Raw genomic sequence first — 20,188 nt, 5'->3', positions numbered from 1 at the left:
AAGGGTAACGCAAAGATGAAAAAACGGATCATAAACGCGCCGACCCCGGAGATCCTGGCCATGTTGAAGCGGCGCATGCCCGGGGAGTTTCGTTCGCGTCTGGAGTTGATTCGCATTGACGCCATTGGATTGTTAATGCTGCCGGTTCCGGATCTCTATTTTTATGCCGATGTGGCCAGCAAAAGCGCCAGTGTGGTGGTATCGGAAATCTTTGGCAGTTGCCCCCAGCACGTCACCACCCTGGCCATTTTCGGCGAAGTCGCGGCGGTGCATGAAGCCATGCGAATCATTGAGGAAGACGATAACCAGTTTTGAGAGTTCGCTTATGAAAAAGATATTACTTATCGCAGGCGATTTCTCTGAAGACTATGAAGTCATGGTGCCATGGCAGGCATTAAGCATGTTAGGTTTCAGAGTGGATGTTGTATGTCCGGGTAAACGAACCGGCGAGTTTATTAAAACCGCGATTCATGATTTTGAAGGTGACCAAACCTACACTGAAAAACCCGGACACCTTTTTAGATTAACCGCATCATTTGACGAAATAAAGTTACAGGAATATAGCGGTGTGTATATTTCAGGCGGGCGTTCACCAGAATACCTGCGATTAAATAAATCGGTCCTGAATATTATGCACTACGCAATGAATTTCTCATTACCTGTTGCCGCAATTTGTCATGGCCCACAAATTCTGGCCGCTGCGGGGGTAATAAAAGACAGGAAATTGACAGGCTATTTTACGGTGCAACCGGAAGTGGAGATGGCGGGTGGCCTGTGGGTCACTGCTGCGGATGATGAGGCCGTCGTTGATGGCAACCTCATTACGGCGGCCACCTGGATGGGGCATCCGGCAATATTACGTCACTTTATTACACAGACAGGTATCAGCATTATTCATTAATACCCCGGCACCGCCGCAAGGTTATCAAAATATATTCGGGAGTTTTATATGTTAGAGAAAGGCTTTTCTAATCCGACCGATCGTGTTGTACGACTGAAAAATATGATTCTGACGGCGAAACCGTATGTGGAATCAGAGCGCGCTGTGCTGGCAACACAGGCCTATAAAGAGACTGAACAACTGCCAGCCATTATGCGGCGTGCAAAAGTTGTAGAAAAAATCTTTAATGAATTGCCAGTGACGATTCGCCCGGACGAATTAATCGTGGGCGCAGTAACCATTAATCCACGCTCGACTGAAATCTGCCCGGAATTCTCTTACGACTGGGTAGAGAAAGAGTTCGGGACGATGGAGCACCGCGTCGCCGACCCGTTCATTATCTCGAAAAATACCGCTCAGGAGCTGCATGAAGCGTTCAAATACTGGCCGGGTAAAACCACCAGTTCTCTGGCCGCCTCTTACATGTCGGACAGCACCAAAGAGAGTATGGCGAGCGGCGTGTTCACCGTGGGCAACTACTTCTTCGGCGGTGTCGGCCACGTTAGCGTTGACTACGGTAAGGTGCTGAAAATCGGTTTTCGCGGCATCATTTACGAGGTGACCCGCGCTCTCGACGCGCTGGACCGCACCGAACCTGGTTATATCAAGAAAGAGCAGTTCTATAACGCGGTATTGATAAGCTATAACGCGGCGATCCGTTTTGCCCATCGCTATGCGGAAGAAGCATCCCGCCTGGCGCAGCTGGAAAGCAACCCGACCCGTAAACGCGAGCTGGAGCAAATCGCGCAGAACTGTACCCGCGTACCGGAATACGGTGCGACCACGTTCTGGGAAGCGTGCCAGACCTTCTGGTTCATCCAGAGCATGTTGCAGATCGAATCCAGCGGTCACTCTATCTCCCCGGGCCGTTTCGACCAGTATATGTATCCGTATCTGGCGGCGGACAAGTCCATCTCACGCGAATTCGCGCAGGAGCTGGTCGATTGCTGCTGGATCAAACTCAACGACATTAACAAAACCCGTGACGAAGTGTCTGCCCAGGCGTTCGCCGGGTATGCCGTGTTCCAGAACCTGTGCTGTGGCGGCCAGACCGAAGACGGGCGTGACGCGACCAACGATCTGAGCTACATGTGTATGGAAGCGACCGCACACGTACGTCTGCCGCAGCCGTCTTTCTCCATCCGCGTATGGCAGGGCACCCCGGACGCTTTCCTCTATCGCGCTTGCGAACTGGTGCGCATGGGCCTTGGCGTGCCGGCGATGTACAACGATGAAGTGATTATCCCGGCGCTGCAAAACCGTGGCGTATCGCTGCGTGACGCGCGTGATTACTGCATCATCGGTTGTGTGGAGCCGCAGGCACCGCACCGCACCGAAGGCTGGCATGACGCGGCGTTCTTTAACGTGGCAAAAGTGCTGGAAATTACCCTTAACAACGGCCGCGTCGGTAGCAAACAGCTGGGTCCGGTAACGGGTGAACTTACGCAGTACACCGGTATGGATGATTTCTACAGTGCGTTTCAGAAACAGATGGCGCACTTCGTTCATCAACTGGTTGAAGCCTGTAACAGCGTGGATATCGCCCACGGAGAACGCTGCCCGCTGCCGTTCCTCTCTGCTCTGGTAGACGATTGTATCGGTCGCGGTAAATCCTTGCAGGAAGGTGGCGCTATCTACAACTTCACTGGCCCGCAGGCGTTCGGCGTTGCTGACACTGGCGACTCCGTCTACGCCATCCAGAAGCAGGTGTTCGAAGATCGCAAGCTCTCCTTGAGCGAGCTGAAAAGCGCGCTGGAGAATAACTTCGGGTACCCGGTAGGTGCTAACCCGCACACTCCGGCAGCGAAATCCTCGCTTAATGAGCAGGACATCTACGAGGTGGTGAAACGCATCATTGAGCAGCATGGCGCGCTGGATCCGACGGCGATTAAAAACGAAGTCTATCGTCAGCTGACATCCGACAATGCGGCTGCGGCACAATCCGGCAACCTGTCCCGTCATGAAGAAATCCGCCGTATCCTGGAAAATACCCCATGCTTCGGCAACGATATCGACGACGTGGATTTAGTGGCCCGCCGATGTGCCCTGATCTACTGCCAGGAAGTGGAGAAATACACCAACCCGCGTGGCGGCCAGTTCCAGGCCGGTATCTACCCGGTGTCCGCGAACGTGCTGTTTGGGAAAGACGTTGCCGCGCTGCCGGATGGCCGACTGGCGAAAGAGCCGCTGGCCGATGGCGTGTCACCACGTCAGGGTAAAGATACTCTCGGCCCAACCGCCGCAGCCAATTCGGTGGCCAAGCTTGACCACTTTATTGCCTCCAACGGCACGCTCTACAACCAGAAATTCCTGCCGTCTTCACTGGCTGGCGAGAATGGTCTGCGTAACTTTAGCGGCCTGGTGCGTAACTACTTCGATAAGAAAGGGATGCACGTCCAGTTCAACGTGATCGATCGCAACACCCTGATTGAAGCGCAGAAAAACCCTGAGCAGCATCAGGATCTGGTGGTGCGTGTGGCAGGTTACAGCGCTCAGTGGGTCGTGCTGGCGAAAGAGGTGCAGGACGACATTATTAGCCGTACGGAGCAGCAACTGTCGTAAATAACATACGGGCCAGGGAGTTTCCTCTGGCCCGCTATTATTCATTGTTACACCGTCTGGTTTTTATTTTACCTGTAAGGGTAATTTAACTGGCTACTATAGAGTGATGTTATGAATAAAGTTGAGTACGAAACCGAAGGCGTCATTTTTAATATTCAACGCTATTCTTTGCATGATGGGCCGGGCATTCGCACCATCCCTTTTTTTAAAGGTTGCCCGCTTTCCTGCAAATGGTGTAGTAATCCTGAATCACAACGTCCGCAGCCAGAGCTGTTATTTAAAAAGAACGATTGTATTCGCTGTGGAAAATGTATTGATGTCTGTCCGCAACAGGCATTGTCAACCAGCAATAGCTGGTTTATCGATCGTGACCGCTGTATCCAGTGCGGGAAATGTACCGATGTCTGCCCGACCCGCGCGCTGGAAATGAAAGGCAAGCGGATGTCGGTAGCGGCAGTCATGCGCGAGCTGGAAAAAGAAGAGAACTTGTACCGTCGTTCCGGCGGGGGCATTACCCTGTCTGGCGGCGAACCCCTGGCGCAGCCTGAATTTGCCCGCGAGCTGCTGAAAGCCTGTAAGGCGAAGGGCTGGCATACCGCCATTGAAACCACCGGTTTCACCACTAAAGCCGTGATTGACGCAGTGTTTCCCTACGTGGATCTGGCACTTACCGATATCAAAGCGATTGATCCCGAAGTTCATCAGCGTAACACCGGTGTGAATAACAGCGTGATTCTGGAAAACCTGCTGCGCATTTCATTTTTAACCAAAGTGGTGGTGCGTATTCCGGTGATCCCCGGCGTGAACGACAATCCGCAGGAGATTCATAATATCGCTGAATTTGCTCGCTTAATGCAAAATGTCGATACCATACACCTTTTGCCTTATCACAGCTTTGGTGAAAATAAATATAATTTATTGGGTCGGCAATATCCGCTGAGCGAGGCGAAAAGTATTGCTGAAGCCAGCATGGCAACTTTAAAAGCGACGATTGAATCATCAGGTTTTAACTGTCACATCGGTGGTTAATTAACTGATTTATTATGGCGCGGCACAATAATGCTGCGCTTTTTTATTTTTTCAATACATCTTATTTTAATTATAAATATACCCGGAGCCATTCTGCATTCTGCATTTCATTGACGTTGTCCTTTACTTTAATCCCATTACAGAGGTGAGCTATATGAATAGCTTAGATATTCTCGTTGCCTTTGGCGGCGGCATATTCGGCGCGGCGATTGGCGCGCTGGCGGCGTTTGAATTTGTTGGACTGCTGGTGATCGCCATGGCGGTCGTGCAAATTATTACCGGCGCACCGTCAGATTTTATTACCTTCCCGTTTGGGCTGTTTGGGCCGCATACCGGCGGATTTGCTGCGGGCGTGGCGGCGACGGCGTACGCGGCAAAGAGAGGCAAACTGGGCTCGGGACGCGATATCACCGCCGGGCTGAGCGGGCTGGCGGCCTATGATGTGCTGCTGGTGGGTGGGATTTTCGGGGCGGGGGGCTATGTCATTGCCTGGGTGCTCAACCAGATCCCAGCGTTCCCGTCCGGTAATGCCTGGACCGATACCGTGGCGCTAACGGTGGTGATCTCCGGGGTAATTAGCCGACTGGTGTTCGGAAAAACAGGCCTGTTTGGCAAGCCGGAGCAGGGGATCCGCCACTGCTACCCGCCGCAGGATAAATGCTGGATGCCTTATCATAGTCGCATTCCGCAGCTCTCAGTGCTGGGGCTGGGTATCGGCCTGATGGCCGGATTTTTAGGGCTCAAATTCGGTGGCAACGGCGCGCTGCTGGCGTTCGGCATTTCTGCGTTTTCACTGATCTTTTTGCATTTCAATACCCAGGTGCCCGTGTCGCACCACATCGCGCTGCCCGCCGCGCTGGTAGCGGTGCTGTCCGGCAGCCTGCTATGGGCGGGAATTGTCGGTATTATTTGCGCGCTGTTAGGCGAACTGATGTCGCGTATCTTCCTGGTTCATGGTGATACCCATATTGATCCGCCGGCAATGGCCATTGCCATAATGACAACAGCGGTTAACCTGCTGGCGACTATCGGGCTGTTCACGCTGATTCCGCTCATGTAATGCCTTGAGAGAGAAAAAAAGCCAGCGGGGTAACCCGCTGGCTTTTTTGTTTTACTCCCGATAGCGTTATTTTTTCTTCGGCCCCGGACGCGGCCCTTTCTTCACGGGATCGTGCGGTGTTTCTTCAGCAAGGTCCATGCAGGATGCATCGTTAGAGGTATCAATATTGATTAGCGGGATAGTCTGCACTGGCGTTTCTTCAATCTGATGGGTGACAGCAGGCGCTGGCGTTTCAGGTTCAGGCCGCACGATGCCGACCGTCTCTGTCGAGTGAATAATATGCTCAATATGCTGCGCGGTGCGGGCGATGACCTTGTGGGCGTATACGCTACCCACCCGGCCCGCTGCGCTGATGGCTGCCGCCACGGCGGCGTTTATCGCCCCAATTTCCCCTTCCAGCTTCACCGTGACCATCCCGCCGCCTTTGGTTAACTCATAGCCCACCAGGCTGACGTTAGCGGATTTCATGGCGGCATCCGCGGCTTCCACCGCCGCAGCCATTCCGACGGTTTCGATCAAGCCTAAACTTTGCCCGGACATATACTTCTCCTGTAGAAAAATTCACATTATGCTGCGCGCGCGTCGGCTTAACGGCCAACGTCTTCGCGTAATAGCGCCGCTTTATCCGTGCGTTCCCACGGAAAGCTGTCGCGACCAAAGTGGCCGTAGCAGGCCGTTTTACGATAGCGGGGGACCAGCAGGTCGAGCATGCTGATGATGCCGTAGACGCTGAGATCAAAATGGCGGTTAACCGCCTGCTGCAACGCCTCCGTTGACACGACTTGTGTGCCAAAGGTGTTGATCCTGACGGAAACGGGGCGGGGGAGGCCAATAGCCCATCCCAGCTGCACTTCGCAGCGCGACGCAAGGCCGGCAGCGACAATATTATTCGCCACATAGCGAGCGGCGTAGGCTGCAGAACGATCGACCTTTGAGGGGTCTTTACCGGAAAATGCGCCACCGCCGTGGCAGGCTGCTCCGCCATAGGTATCGACAATGATTTTGCGCCCGGTTAACCCACAATCGCCCACCGGGCCGCCAATCACAAAAGCGCCTGCCGGGTTGACCAGAAAGCGGGTATGGGGCGTGAGCCAGTGTGACGGCATGACCGGTTTGATGATCTCTTCGATAACGGCTTCACGCAGTGTCGCCAGCGAAATATCCGGGCTGTGCTGGGTGGACACAACCACAGTATCCACCGAATGCACCAGGTTATCCTGATAGCGCAGGGTGACCTGGCTTTTGGCATCGGGAAGTAAAAACGCCAGCCGCTGAGACTTACGCAGCTGCGCCTGGCGCGCCATCAGACGATGGGCGTAAACCAGCGTGGCGGGCATCCGTTCCGGGGTTTCATCGCAGGCGTAACCGAAGGTGATGCCCTGGTCGCCTGCGCCCAACGCGTCCGGGGTGTGACTGCGAATACCGTCGGCAATATTGCTGGACTGTTTGCCGAGAATATTCAGGACGCCACAGGTGTTGCCGTCGAAGCCCAACCGGGAATGATCGTAGCCAATCTCTTTAATGGTGTTGCGGACGATCTGCTCGATATCCACCGTGGCGTGGGTGGAGATTTCGCCTGCGACGATAGCGACGCCGGTTTTGACCAGGCATTCGCAGGCCACTTTGCCCCAGGGGTCCTGCAGGAGAATGGCATCCAGAATGGCGTCGGAAATCTGATCGGCCATTTTGTCGGGATGCCCTTCGGCAACGGATTCGGAGGTAAACAGGTAATCGTTCAAAGCGAGTCACTTGTCTGGAAGTTTTATTCCTATCTTAGGAGGCAACCAGACAAGGGGGCGTACACTATCTTGCGGGTCTGTTGGACTATTTTGTTTTCATTTACGGGCCAGCGCAAAATTACGCCACGGCCTCATCCTCTCCCGATGTCACGATTTTCCGATAATCAGACGGTGCCATGCCGGTCTCTTTTTTAAAGATCCGACAGAAGTAGTTGGCGTCCTGGTAGGCCAGCTCCAGCGCAATGGTATTTACCTTCAGATCGCTGAACTGCAACAACGATTTGGCGATAGCGATCTTGCGCATGGCAATATAATTCGAAAACCCAATGCCGGTGATTTTCTTGAACGCCCGGCTCAGGTAGCAGGAGCTGACGAAGGATTTCGCCGCTATGTCGTCCAGAGTCAGGTTGCGGAGGATGTTTTTCTCAATATGAAATTTTGCACGCTCAATAAAATCGATATTGCCGGTATAGCCTTTGAACGCGTAATCAAACAGCTCCTCGCTGAGGATCAGCAGACCGATCATCACCCGAAAGTAACGGCTCTCAGTAACACCGTACTGATTAACGTCTTTGAGCAGGGCGGCGACTTTACGTTGGGCGGGGGCTAACTTTTCACCCTGTGCGATCACATACTGGCTAATGATTTCCAGAAAATCGATGACTTCTTTGCGTTTGTCCTCGTCAGGCCTGTCCAACGTACACGCGCCATTAATCATATCGAAAATCAGGCTGTGCCACGGGGCATAATGGCATTCGTCGATCAGGGTAAACACTTTTTGCTTCATCGCCCGGGATTTTTCGTTATCGCCTTCATCAACGTCGAGGGTTTTTTTAATGGTATCGGTCAGGATGCTTTTTTTCACCGGCTTCAGCAGATAATCATTCACTTTGAGGTTATACATGCTGCGCACGATATCGAAATCATCGTTCGCCGTGGTGACGATGACTTTGGTCTCGGTGTTTTTTTTCCTCAGGTATTCAATAACCTGATTGCCGTTTGGCAACGGAATGTTGATATCCACAAAGATCATGTCGATGTGGTTTAATTGATCAATTAACTGAATCGCTTTTTTGCCGGTGGAGGCTTCGTGAATCACGGCGTTTTCCACGCACTGGGAAACGATCCGGTTCAGGGATTCAAGCTCAATAGGCTCATCTTCAACGATAACAATGTTAAACATATGTCCTCTTTTTGCTATCAGGCTTCCAGCATCGGGAACCGCAGTTTAATAGTGGTGCCCATCCTGGGCTTGTGGGCGCTCATGATCTCCAGGCCATAGCTCTCACCAAATAACAGCTTTAATCTATTTTTTATGTTGTTGATGCCGATGCTGCCTTTTTGCAGATTTTGGTCGCCGGATAAAATCTGATCGATGGCATTCGCAGAGATGCCGTCGCCATTATCGGTGACCTCTATAATGACATCCTGACCGTCATCGGTGGCGCGGATCAGCAGATGGCTGCTGGTGTCGCGTGGTTCTACTACGTAGTTGAAGAAGTTCTCTACCAGCGGTTGCAGGATCAAAAAGGGGCAGACTACATCCAGATATTTCTCGGGGATGTCGTAACGATAATCGAAGCGGTCGCTCATGCGCACTTTTTGAATCGACATATAGCTGTTGACGTAATTCATCTCATTGCGCAGCGTAATCAGCCCATGATTATTTTTGCGTAGCAGGTAGCGCATCATGTCGGAAAAATCATGCACCATGGTTTCGGTACGCTGGGCATCTTCAAGAAACGCCAGACGACCAATGGTGTTTAATACATTAAATAAAAAGTGTGGGTTGATCTGATAAGAGAGCGCTTTAAATTCTGCTTCATGTAATGAACGTTCAATTTCAACACGGATTCTTAATTCATTCGTTAACTCCTGGTCCTTTTTACGCAACTCACGTTGAATATTATTGGCGTGTGCCTGTTCCACCAGATAGGACGAAACGTGTAATAGCGTTGATGCTGTGGATTCAAAACGCTCATAGTTCATTCGGCGCGTATTTTGATGCAAATTAATCAACCACGGATTTTCTTCCCAGATTTCATTGTTATTCAAAATATAAGGAATGCTGCGCTCTTTTTCCTCTTCTACTTTGACCTGGCCGGAAATAAATGCCCCGAGGTAATGATCGTTAATCATGATAGGAACGGCAAACTCGACAAAACCGCAGTAGCAGCGATACACCACCGGCTCGCGCGCCTGCATTGCGGCACGCCCGCCAGCTTTGTCGCTTTCATAACAGTGATGAGTCAGGTTAGGGTTGAGGCGCGAGCGCGCGCAGAAGTCTGAAAACCCGCTGGGCCTGGTGACGGGAACGCCGTTTTCATCCACTACGACCAGCGCGATCATCATCGATTTTGAAAAGTTATCCTGCAGAGTCTGAAGTCGTTGTACGTCCAAAAATTCATGTAGCTTGTAATGAGTCATCATACTTTCAGCCTGCATTTTTAAAGTCCTGTCGCATATTTAAAACTAAACGATCTGGTGCAGGAAAATATTGAAATGGGTCACGGCAATAAAAATGGTATTAAAATTCATGTTAATATCATGTCGATAATGTTGGGCAAATGTAACGGAAATAGATAATTATCCGGATATTGGATTAATCTTAATAACAATCGGATGTGTTCAGTTTAGAGGTTATTTTAATGTAAGCCGCTAATACGCGAGAGAGATATTATGGGTAATAAGGCGATCCTGATGTCAGGAGATTGCTCACGCGTGTAAGGGAAAAATAAGGCTACAGTCAGGAATTCAGAAGCGATACAAAGCAAAAGGGCCGGAGATTTCTCTCCAGCCCTTGCTGTATCTGGTGGCCCCTGCTGGACTTGAACCAGCGACCAAGCGATTATGAGTCGCCTGCTCTAACCACTGAGCTAAGGGGCCGTGGCGGAGGATTATAAAGTAACTCCTCGCCGCAATCCAGACCTACCCACCTGCCTGCTGTTTTTATAAACAACCCATTTTCAATCTCTTATACTTAGAGCCTGAACCATTAAGCGGGAGTAATCATGATCAACGACATCCTTGCGCCAGGCCTGAGGGTGGTGTTCTGCGGCATCAACCCGGGAAAGTCCTCCGCCCATACCGGTTTTCATTTTGCTCACCCCGGAAATCGCTTCTGGAAGGTGATCTACCAGGCCGGGTTTACCGACAAGCTGCTGAAGCCGGAAGAGGAGCAACAGTTGCTGGACACGCGCTGCGGCATCACTATGCTGGTGGAGCGGCCGACGGTGCAGGCGAGCGAGGTGAATCTGCATGAGCTGCGCAGCGGCGGGCGGGAACTGATTAAGAAGATTGAGGACTATCAGCCGGCAGCGCTGGCTATCCTGGGTAAACAGGCGTACGAGCAGGCTTTCAGCCAGCGGGGCGTACAGTGGGGAAAGCAGAGTATCACCATCGGCGTGACCCAGGTGTGGGTGTTGCCTAATCCGAGTGGGCTGAACAGGGCGACGGTGGAGAAACTAGTGGAGGCGTATCGGGAGCTGGATGAGGCGCTGGTGACGCGCGGGCTTTAGCTCCTTTGCTGGCTGATGCCCTCAGCCTGACCTCTCTATGGGAGAAGGCGCGAACTGCCGGATGGCGGCTACGCCTTACCCGGCCTACGGGATCCGTATGCCCGTGCAAGCAAAGCGCCGCCGGGCGTTTTTTAGGGAGCACTCTGCCACAGAGCGAAGTGAAAAAAGCCAAAAAAAAGCTCCCCGTAGGGAGCTTTTTACGTTCAGGACGCTTAGTCGTCCAGGAAGCTACGCAGCACTTCAGAGCGGCTTGGATGGCGCAGTTTACGCAGCGCCTTCGCTTCGATCTGACGGATACGTTCACGGGTAACGTCGAACTGTTTACCCACTTCTTCCAGCGTGTGGTCGGTGTTCATGTCGATACCGAAACGCATACGCAGGACTTTCGCTTCACGGGCGGTCAGGCCAGCCAGCACGTCGTGCGTGGCGGCACGCAGGCTCTCGGTGGTCGCAGAGTCCAGCGGCAGCTCGAGGGTGGTATCCTCGATGAAATCACCCAGATGCGAATCTTCATCGTCGCCGATTGGCGTTTCCATGGAGATTGGCTCTTTGGCGATCTTCAGCACCTTACGGATCTTGTCTTCCGGCATCAGCATGCGCTCGGCCAGCTCTTCTGGCGTCGGCTCGCGGCCCATTTCCTGCAGCATCTGGCGGGAGATACGGTTGAGCTTGTTGATGGTCTCAATCATATGCACCGGAATACGGATGGTGCGCGCCTGATCCGCGATAGAGCGGGTAATTGCCTGACGGATCCACCAGGTGGCGTAGGTGGAGAACTTATAACCACGACGGTATTCGAACTTATCAACCGCTTTCATCAGACCGATGTTGCCTTCCTGAATCAGATCCAGGAACTGCAGGCCACGGTTGGTGTATTTCTTGGCGATAGAGATAACCAGACGCAAGTTCGCTTCAACCATCTCTTTCTTCGCACGGCGGGCTTTCGCTTCACCGATGGACATGCGACGGTTAATGTCTTTTACCTGCTCAATGGTCAGGCCGGTCTCTTCTTCAATCTGCTGCAGCTTCTGCAGGCCACGATGGACGTCGTCAGCCACATCACGCAGCTTTTCAGACCATGGCTTGTTCATCGCGATAGCCGCGTTGAACCAGGTTTCGCTGGTTTCGTTGCCGGTGAACAGGGTGATGAAGTTCTTCTTCGGCATTTTGCACTGTTCAACGCACATTTTCATGATGATGCGTTCCTGGGTACGGACGCGGTCCATCATGACGCGCATGCTGTTAACCAGGTAATCGAACTGTTTTGGCACCAGACGGAACTGTTTGAACACTTCAGAAAGCTTCAGGATCTCTTCCTGAGCGGCTGCGTGGCTGCGGCCTTTGGCTTTAATGGTGTCGCGGGTGACTTCATACTGCGTACGCAGCTCACCGAACTTCTCACGCGCCAGTTCAGGGTCGATGCTGTTGTCATCGTCGCTGCTGTCGTCGTCGCCGTCTTCTTCATCTTCGTCTTCGTCATCATCCATCTCTTCCTGAGACAGTTCAGACCCGACGTGCGTCGCCGTTGGCGCCATGTCTTCTTCCGCGTTCGGATCGACAAAGCCGGTGATCAGATCGGACAGACGCGCTTCTTCTGCTTCCACGCGATCGTACTGCTCGAGCAGATAGGTGATGGCTTCAGGGTATTCGGCAACGGAACACTGAACCTGGTTGATCCCGTCTTCGATACGTTTAGCGATGTCAATTTCGCCTTCGCGGGTCAACAGTTCAACGGTACCCATTTCACGCATGTACATGCGTACCGGGTCCGTCGTGCGGCCGATTTCAGATTCAACGCTCGACAGAACCTGTGCAGCAGCTTCTTCTGCATCTTCATCGGTGTTGTTTGAGTTTTCAGCAAGCAACAGATCATCGGCATCAGGGGCTTCTTCCATCACCTGAATACCCATGTCATTGATCATTTGGATGATGTCTTCGATCTGATCGGAGTCGACGATATCTTCCGGCAGATGGTCATTGACCTCGGCATAGGTCAGATAGCCTTGCTCCTTACCACGTTGGACAAGAAGTTTCAGCTGTGACTGCGGGTTTTGCTCCATAAGACGGTATCCACACTTATTCGTTTGATTGGTGTCGGCGATACGGCTGCCAACCTTTAAAGCGAGGGCGTACTTGTATTTTTGCCGCTGCCTCTCAGTGCGGCTGTCGGGATCTACCCGAACGATATTCGGCACTTAAGCCGTTAAATTCATTTCCGGGCACGTGCTTCAGTAATCACACGCACCTCTTCGCGTTCTGCTGGCGTTAACCCATGGGTCCGCGAGCGGGCGATCAATTCAGAGAGCCGTAGCTCAAGCATCGAATCAAACATATGGTTGAGCGAGTCGGTGAAGGTCTCTTCAGCGATATCTTTATCTGCTATATCGTCCCACATCGACAGTTTTTCAAGGGTTGCGGACGCTTTTGTTCCGCGATAGTGCTCTAAAAGTTGCCCGGTGGTCAGACCTGGCTGTGAGAGACAAGTGTTGACCAGTTCTGCAAATAAGCCAAGTCCCGGCAGCTTTTCATGGTCCAGACCTGCCAGGGAAGGCACTTTCGGTGCCAGTTCCGGATTCTGCACCAGCAGTCCTATCAGTATACGCATGGTTGTGCGTTTTAGCTGAGGCGCGGGGCGAGCCGCTCCGCTCTCCGCCAGCTTTGGCATTAAACGTTCAAGCTGACTGTCATCCAGAATGCCGAGTTTTTTACCCAGCTCCTGACGCAGATAGATGCGCAACGTTTCGCCCGGCACCTGAGTAATCAGCGGCAAAGCCAGCGTGCTCAGCTGGGCGCGGCCATCCGGGGTGCTCAAATCCACCTGCGGCATCAGGCTGTTAAACAGAAACGTGGAGAGCGGCTGAGCCTGCTCCATCCGCGCTTCAAAAGCCGCTTTGCCCTCTTTACGCACCAGCGTATCCGGGTCTTCGCCGTCGGGCAGAAACATAAAGCGTAGCTGACGCCCGTCGGTCATATAAGGCAGTGCCGTCTCCAGCGCGCGCCAGGCGGCTTCGCGCCCGGCCCGGTCGCCGTCGTAACAGCAGACCACGGTGTTGGTCACCCGAAACAGCAGCTGAATATGGTCGGCGGTCGTGGAGGTGCCCAGAGACGCAACGGCATAGTTAATGTCGAACTGCGCCAGCGCCACCACATCCATATAGCCTTCGACCACCAACAGGCGCTGCGGTTCAGCGTTATCCTGCTGGGCTTCATACAGGCCGTACAGCTGGCGGCCTTTATGGAAAATGTCGGTTTCCGGGGAGTTAAGGTATTTCGGCAGGGCATCGCCCAGCACGCGTCCACCAAAACCAATTACCCGGCCACGCTTGTCGCGAATGGGGAACATCACCCGTTCGCGGAAGCGGTCATAGCTGCGTCCCTTGTCATTAGTGACCAGCATGCCCGCGTCGATGAGGGATTTACGATCTTCGCTATTGCCGCCAAAACGCTTTAACACGTTATCCCAGCCGGGAGGGGCGTAACCAATAGCGAAACGCGCAATAACATCGTCGCTCAGTCCGCGCTGGTTCAAATATTGACGCGCAGGCTCAGCGGCAGGTTGCTTAAGAGACTGTTGATAAAATGCGTTCAGGCCGTCCATCAGCTGATACAGCGTTTGTCGTTGATGACGCTCTATCTGGCTTGGCCCGCTGCCTGCTTCATACGGCACTTCAAGGTTGTGCATGGCAGCCAGCTCTTCGACGGTTTCAACGAACTCGAGCTTGTCGTAGTTCATCAGAAAGTCGACGGCGTTGCCGTGCGCCCCACAGCCGAAGCAGTGGTAGAACTGTTTTTCACCGTTTACGGTGAAAGAGGGGGTTTTTTCGTTATGGAATGGACAGCACGCATGGTAGTTTTTGCCCTGCTTCTTCAGCTTTACCCGCGCGTCGATAAGATCGACGATGTCGGTTCTTGCCAGCAGATCATTGATAAATACGCGTGGGATTCGTCCAGCCATAGGCCCCGTGATTACACTTCATCCTTCAAACTGTCTCTGCGTTGGCTGCGCTCGTTCACCCCTGTCACTTACTTAAGTAAGCTCCGGGGATTCACTCACTTGCCGCCTTGATACAGTGTGAATGATTTTGTGTAAATCCTGATTCATAAACGAAAACAAGCCGCGCATTCCTTCCGGAAGCACGGCCTTACGACTACTACTCTGTCTGACAATTGAGGACGCGCGTCCTCAAAAGATTAGTACAGACGAGTACGGCGTGCGTTTTCGCGAGCCAGTTTCTTCGCGTGACGTTTCACAGCAGAAGCTTTAGCGCGCTTACGTTCGGTCGTTGGTTTTTCATAGAACTCACGACGACGAACTTCAGCCAGAACACCTGCTTTCTCGCATGAACGCTTGAAGCGACGCAGTGCTACGTCGAACGGCTCGTTTTCACGTACTTTAATTACCGGCATGTAACTCTCACCTTTATAAATTCGGTTTGCCGCTGGCATCAACGCCAGCTTATTTCAAAATGGTGCGGAATTTTACTGCAATTGCTGCTGCTTTGTAAAGCACCGCGGCCGTTTTTGAAAGGGACTTTTATAAGGGTGAGGAGTATACACGAAGAGAACTCCAGGGGTGAGGAAAGTTTTACATCAACCCGCCCAGGCTCTACACTGCGCGGTATCTGAGTGAGGTAAAACAAGTCATGCGTGTACTGGGTATTGAAACATCCTGCGATGAAACCGGCATCGCAATTTACGACGATGAAAAAGGGCTGGTCGCCAACCAACTGTATAGTCAGGTGAAATTACATGCTGACTACGGCGGCGTGGTGCCGGAGCTGGCCTCCCGCGACCATGTGCGTAAAACGGTGCCATTGATTCAGGCGGCGCTGAAAGAGGCGGGCTTAACGGCAAAAGATATCGACGCCGTGGCCTACACCGCCGGTCCGGGTCTGGTCGGCGCGCTGCTGGTGGGCGCGACCATCGGGCGTTCGCTGGCGTTCGCGTGGGATGTGCCGGCGATCCCGGTTCACCATATGGAAGGGCACCTGCTGGCGCCGATGCTGGAAGACAATCCACCGGCATTTCCGTTCGTGGCGCTGCTGGTTTCCGGCGGCCATACCCAGCTGATCGGCGTCACCGGAATCGGTCAGTATGAACTGCTGGGCGAATCTATTGACGATGCGGCGGGTGAAGCCTTCGACAAAACCGCCAAGCTGCTGGGGCTCGATTACCCTGGCGGCCCGATGCTGTCGAAGATGGCGTCGCAGGGTACGGAAGGGCGCTTCGTCTTCCCGCGCCCGATGACCGATCGTCCGGGGCTCGATTTCAGTTTCTCCGGTCTGAAAACCTTTGCGGCGAATACCATCCGTAATAATGAAAACGACGATCAGACTCGCGCCGATATCGCCCGTGCCTTTGAGGATGCGGTGGTGGATACGCTGATGATCAAGTGCAAGCGCGCCCTGGATCAGACCGGCTTTAAGCGTCTGGTGATGGCGGGTGGCGTCAGCGCCAACCGTACCCTGCGCGCGAAGCTGGCGGAGATGATGCAAAAGCGTCGCGGTGAAGTGTTCTATGCCCGTCCGGAGTTCTGCACCGATAACGGGGCGATGATCGCTTACGCCGGGATGGTGCGTCTGAAGCCCGACGCGACGGCAGATTTGAGCGTCTCCGTTCGTCCGCGCTGGCCGCTGGCTGAACTGCCTGCCGCCTGATGGCAAACGCCCGGATGTCATATAACGATATCGAACATCCGGGTTTTGGCTAACAGACAGTAAAGCTGACAGCCGTTTTTCACCCCCAGCTTCTCCATCGCCCGCATTTTATGCGCACTCACGGTTTTGATGCTCAGATGCATACGCCGTGAAATATCCGTCAGGCTTAACCCTTTGCAAATCAAACGCAGCACTTCTGTTTCCCGTGGCGAGAGCGCCTCGTTGCTGGTTTTACCTTTCTGAAAGAGGGTATTCATCAGGGTGCGCTCGACAAACACCTCGCCGCTCATCACCGATTGCAGCGCCTGGCCAAGGATTTTCTCATTCGTATGCCGACTGAGATAAGCCCTGGCACCCGCCTCCAGCGCCAGGCGGATCATCAGCGGATTGGTATCGGGCGAGAGCATAATGACCTTTAGCGTGGGGTAGTGATGCATTAACCATTTCACCAGCGTCAGCCCCTCCATATCGTTCAGCGACTGGATGAGGGTGTAGCCCAGCAGCAAAATATCGATTTTATTCTGTGCCAGCAGGTTCAGCAGCTCGCTGGTTGATGCCGCCTCGCCAGTAACGCAAAGGTTAAGCGGGGAGTGGGTGTCCGTCAGATGCGTATGGTTGTCCATGATCATGGCGCGCACACCCCGACGAATAATGGTGTGTTCATCCGCAATCGCAATCTTGATTGTCATCGGGGTTCCTTTTGCGTGCTACCGCACTATTTTGATGTGCTCAGATAAAAAGCAATTTTACCGGATGTGTTTATTTTGCTGTTGCGCTGGAATAAACATTTTTATTATAAAGTGTCCTTGCGCGGTTATTTTAAGTGAGATGCAGGTAGGTAATAAAGTTTTCCATCAGGTATTTAAGTTAATTTTATTCTCAGTCGTCATTGACATCTTTTATATTTCATTATTCCTTCATCCTGACGTCTTGGCAGGAAAATTCTTGCTTTCTTGCCAGAGCGCTCTTATTGGTGGTGGGGCGTTTTTAATTCAAGCTGAAAAAAGGATGTGTGTTTATTTATGACCTAATGGAATATTGGCTAAAATGAAAAAAAGTATATTGTCCCTGCTAATTTGCGCAGCCGTCACCTGTTCAGCCTATGCAGAAACGGCCCCGCAGGTAGAACTCGCTCAGAACGGCGAATCTTATGTCGCCATTGTGGTTAAACTGAAGCCCAGCAAACCGCTTTTGAAATCAACCGGCACGACCAGCGCCAGCACCACGACTAACCAGCTGACCCTGAGCGATCCATCGCTGGTGCCGACCAGCATGTTCCGTCCGAACAAACTGCGCAGCACCCAATCCGATGAGTTCGCCCAGCTTAATGCGCGGTACGGTTTCGATCGTTATCTGCGTATTGAATTACCGGAAAGTAAAGCGACCGACAGAACCTATATCAATAATATGATTGCGGAGCTGGAACAAAACCCCAATGTCGACATCGTGTATCCCGAAAGCCTGCCGGTATCGCTGGATAAATATCATGTTGGAAATGAACAAAACCAGCCGTTGCTGAAATCCACGGTGCAAAGTTCAGTCGGTGCCTCAACGGTGCCAGATTTCCGTCATCTGCAATATTACACTAAAGCGCCAACGGACAAACGCCAGGGATATTATATGGGCGGGGTCAACCGTGACAGTGTGAATCAATATCCGGGTAATGCAGGCGAAGGTGTGACCATTATTTCCATGGAAAACGATATCTGGAATGTGAACCACATAAATCTGCCGACGCCTGCGTTAACCCAGGGAAATACGAAGTACATCGACGATCACGATACCGCTTCCGTGGCGATTATGGCGGCCAAAGATATTGGCGCTGGGGTGCGTGGTCTCAGCTGGAAAAGCCGTGTCGGCTTCTCAGACTGGAAGTATAACAACCTCTATAACATGATCCCTTTGCTGAAAGCGGGCGACGTGGTGCAGATCGGGATGCAAACCGGCGGCGGGGAGATAACCGGTTGTACCACTAAAGACTGCTATGTCCCGCAGGAAAACGTGCAAAGCTATTACGACGTGATTAAGGCCCTGACTGACAAAGGCGTGTACGTCATAGAAGCCGCGGGGAATGGCAATATCAACCTCGACCATTCGGCGTTTAAGGGGAAATTTGACGTTCATACCCGCGATTCAGGTGCCATCATTGCCGGAGCATTCTGCGCCAAAGACGGCAAAAAAGCGTCGTTCAGCACCTACGGATCGCGTGTGACCAGCTCCTCATGGGGGTGCTGGGATGTCGTGACTGCCGGCTACGGTAGTCTTTATAATGCCGCAAACGCGCAATATACCAACACCTTCGCTGGCACCTCCTCCGCCAACCCTATCATTGCAGGCGTCGTGGCCAGCCTGTCAGGGATTGCCAAAGCGAACGGTATCACCGTCACCCCGGTGCAGATGCGTCAGATCCTCCAGGACACCGGCACCTCGCTGGCGAACGGAGAGTCGGCTAAAGTGGGAACCCATCCTGATATGGAACGTGCGGTCGCGCGGATCCTGGCCCTGAAGGATGGCGGCAAAACCGCCCCAGCCCCGACAGCAGCCGCAGGTGCCGACTACACCATGGTTTCACCTGCCAGCGGCGTAAGCACTTATCCGCTGGATGGCAGTAAGAGCCTGAACGTGAAGTCGTTTAACTGGAGCGTCACCAAAGGGGCCGGCACCTTCTGGCTGCAGGAGAAGCTGAACGGCTCGCTGGTCAACAGCGTGAACAGTGCGCATGCCTGGGCGGTGATCCCGGCCAATACCGAAGGTGAAGTGACCTATACGCTGACCACTACCGGCGAAGACGGGCGTACCGCGCAGGACAGCATGACCATTAAGGTCAGCAAACCGGCAGCGCCAGCGCTGGATGTCCCGGCCTATAACGCAAAAATCGCCTATCCGACCAAATGCACGAAAGTGTCGTATAACGGCAAGATCTGGATGAATCAGTGGTACGTCAATCCGGGCCAGGAAACCCCGGGCACTGGCGGCACCTGGGGCGTGTGGCGTCAGCCGGGCGCAACGGGCAACAGCTGTAAATAACATCCACAGCCTGGCGTCACGCCAGGCTTTTTTTACATCTTCAGCATCCCTTTCTCTTCCAGGAAGCCAATAATCGTTGCCAGCCCGTCGCCCGCTTTCAGATTAGTGAAGGTCCAGGGACGCTCGCCGCGCATCCGGTTGGTGTCACGCTCCATGACCTCCAGCGATGCGCCGACATAGGGGGCGAGATCGGTTTTATTGATCACCAGAAAATCGGATTTGGTGATCCCCGGCCCGCCTTTACGCGGGATCTTTTCCCCTTCCGCCACGTCGATCACGTAGATCGTCAGATCCGCCAGCTCCGGGCTGAAGGTGGCGCTCAGGTTATCTCCGCCGCTCTCGACAAAGATCAGGTCCAGATTGCCGAACTTCTCGCTTAACGCTTCCACTGCCGCCAGATTCATCGAGGCATCCTCGCGGATCGCAGTGTGCGGGCAGCCGCCGGTTTCCACCCCGACAATGCGCTCCGGCTCGAGTGCCCCCGCTTCGGTGAGGATGCGCTGATCCTCTTTGGTGTAGATATCGTTGGTCACCACCGCCAGCTGATACCGATCGCGCATCGCTTTACACAGGGCTTCCAGCAGGGCGGTTTTGCCCGACCCCACCGGGCCGCCGACGCCTACGCGCAGGGGGTGTTTGTACTCAGACATAGAGAC

General features: G+C 53.2%; 17 protein-coding genes and 1 tRNA gene. 8 read left to right on the top strand and 10 right to left on the bottom strand.

All coding sequences use genetic code 11. The annotated features are described in order from the left end of the window. Positions 1–15: 15 nt before the first annotated feature. The 5 genes from grpK to ACP4QI_RS19075 all read left to right on the top strand — a co-directional run bounded on the left by grpK (position 16) and on the right by ACP4QI_RS19075 (position 5,591). Positions 16–315, top strand: a complete 300-nt coding sequence (grpK, locus tag ACP4QI_RS19095; protein WP_142487154.1) for a propanediol utilization system shell hexameric protein GrpK — start codon at positions 16–18, stop codon at positions 313–315. Between the two features lie 10 nt (positions 316–325). Beyond that, positions 326–901 carry a DJ-1/PfpI family protein gene (locus tag ACP4QI_RS19090; protein WP_142487153.1) on the top strand — a complete coding sequence of 192 codons (576 nt, stop codon included), beginning with the start codon at positions 326–328 and terminating at the stop codon, positions 899–901. A 48-nt stretch (positions 902–949) separates the two neighbouring features. Then, entirely contained in the window at positions 950–3,502 is a 2,553-nt protein-coding gene (gene grpM / locus ACP4QI_RS19085; protein WP_426495774.1) for a glycyl radical diol dehydratase GrpM, read from the top strand. 111 nt (positions 3,503–3,613) lie between these two features. Further along, positions 3,614–4,531 (top strand): glycyl-radical enzyme activating protein, encoded by a 918-nt coding sequence (locus tag ACP4QI_RS19080; protein WP_426495775.1) that lies wholly within the window; start codon positions 3,614–3,616, stop codon positions 4,529–4,531. A gap of 154 nt (positions 4,532–4,685) precedes the next feature. Further along, on the top strand, positions 4,686–5,591 hold the full coding sequence (locus tag ACP4QI_RS19075; RefSeq protein WP_142487150.1) for a permease: 906 nt from the start codon (positions 4,686–4,688) through the stop codon (positions 5,589–5,591). A gap of 66 nt (positions 5,592–5,657) precedes the next feature. On the opposite strand, the gene ACP4QI_RS19070 is transcribed toward ACP4QI_RS19075, so the two are convergent. From ACP4QI_RS19070 to ACP4QI_RS19050, 5 genes are all read right to left on the bottom strand, one after another. Continuing rightward, entirely contained in the window at positions 5,658–6,131 is a 474-nt protein-coding gene (locus ACP4QI_RS19070; RefSeq protein WP_285129115.1) for a BMC domain-containing protein, read from the bottom strand. A gap of 47 nt (positions 6,132–6,178) precedes the next feature. Continuing rightward, positions 6,179–7,330 (bottom strand): methionine adenosyltransferase, encoded by a 1,152-nt coding sequence (gene metK, locus ACP4QI_RS19065; protein ID WP_142487148.1) that lies wholly within the window; start codon positions 7,328–7,330, stop codon positions 6,179–6,181. Between the two features lie 118 nt (positions 7,331–7,448). Further along, on the bottom strand, positions 7,449–8,513 hold the full coding sequence (locus ACP4QI_RS19060; protein ID WP_426495776.1) for an AraC family transcriptional regulator: 1,065 nt from the start codon (positions 8,511–8,513) through the stop codon (positions 7,449–7,451). A 17-nt stretch (positions 8,514–8,530) separates the two neighbouring features. Next, positions 8,531–9,775, bottom strand: coding sequence for a sensor histidine kinase (locus ACP4QI_RS19055; RefSeq protein WP_285129113.1), 1,245 nt, complete (start codon positions 9,773–9,775; stop codon positions 8,531–8,533). Positions 9,776–10,140: 365 nt separating this feature from the next. Beyond that, positions 10,141–10,216 (bottom strand) — tRNA-Ile (locus tag ACP4QI_RS19050). A gap of 125 nt (positions 10,217–10,341) precedes the next feature. Between ACP4QI_RS19050 and mug the strand changes: the two genes are divergently transcribed. After that, positions 10,342–10,848, top strand: coding sequence for a G/U mismatch-specific DNA glycosylase (gene mug, locus ACP4QI_RS19045; RefSeq protein WP_106995868.1), 507 nt, complete (start codon positions 10,342–10,344; stop codon positions 10,846–10,848). Between the two features lie 212 nt (positions 10,849–11,060). Here the strand turns inward: mug and rpoD are convergent, their stop codons facing one another. From rpoD to rpsU, 3 genes are all read right to left on the bottom strand, one after another. Beyond that, positions 11,061–12,908 carry an RNA polymerase sigma factor RpoD gene (rpoD, locus tag ACP4QI_RS19040; RefSeq protein WP_156264664.1) on the bottom strand — a complete coding sequence of 616 codons (1,848 nt, stop codon included), beginning with the start codon at positions 12,906–12,908 and terminating at the stop codon, positions 11,061–11,063. Positions 12,909–13,057: 149 nt separating this feature from the next. Next, positions 13,058–14,803, bottom strand: a complete 1,746-nt coding sequence (gene dnaG, locus ACP4QI_RS19035) for a DNA primase (protein ID WP_142487144.1) — start codon at positions 14,801–14,803, stop codon at positions 13,058–13,060. 236 nt (positions 14,804–15,039) lie between these two features. Beyond that, entirely contained in the window at positions 15,040–15,255 is a 216-nt protein-coding gene (rpsU, locus tag ACP4QI_RS19030) for a 30S ribosomal protein S21 (protein ID WP_001144069.1), read from the bottom strand. Positions 15,256–15,491: 236 nt separating this feature from the next. Between rpsU and tsaD the strand changes: the two genes are divergently transcribed. Further along, the gene (gene tsaD / locus ACP4QI_RS19025) at positions 15,492–16,505 is read left to right on the top strand and encodes a tRNA (adenosine(37)-N6)-threonylcarbamoyltransferase complex transferase subunit TsaD (protein WP_156264663.1); all 1,014 of its coding nucleotides are present in this window, start codon (positions 15,492–15,494) and stop codon (positions 16,503–16,505) included. A gap of 17 nt (positions 16,506–16,522) precedes the next feature. On the opposite strand, the gene ACP4QI_RS19020 is transcribed toward tsaD, so the two are convergent. Then, entirely contained in the window at positions 16,523–17,194 is a 672-nt protein-coding gene (locus tag ACP4QI_RS19020) for a LuxR C-terminal-related transcriptional regulator (RefSeq protein WP_156264662.1), read from the bottom strand. Positions 17,195–17,552: 358 nt separating this feature from the next. On the opposite strand from ACP4QI_RS19020, the gene ACP4QI_RS19015 reads away from it, so the two are divergent. After that, positions 17,553–19,532 carry a S8 family peptidase gene (locus ACP4QI_RS19015; protein WP_142487141.1) on the top strand — a complete coding sequence of 660 codons (1,980 nt, stop codon included), beginning with the start codon at positions 17,553–17,555 and terminating at the stop codon, positions 19,530–19,532. A 32-nt stretch (positions 19,533–19,564) separates the two neighbouring features. Here ACP4QI_RS19015 and ureG read toward each other — a convergent pair whose 3' ends face one another. Continuing rightward, positions 19,565–20,182 (bottom strand): urease accessory protein UreG, encoded by a 618-nt coding sequence (gene ureG / locus ACP4QI_RS19010; RefSeq protein ID WP_142487140.1) that lies wholly within the window; start codon positions 20,180–20,182, stop codon positions 19,565–19,567. Positions 20,183–20,188: the final 6 nt, after the last annotated feature.

It is taken from the genome of Leclercia sp. TB492 (assembly GCF_049974505.2).
Taxonomy (GTDB): Bacteria; Pseudomonadota; Gammaproteobacteria; order Enterobacterales; family Enterobacteriaceae; genus Enterobacter; species Enterobacter adecarboxylatus_C.
The sequence above is the reverse complement of the archived record's forward strand: the minus strand, read 5'-3'. Positions and strand labels throughout refer to the sequence as shown.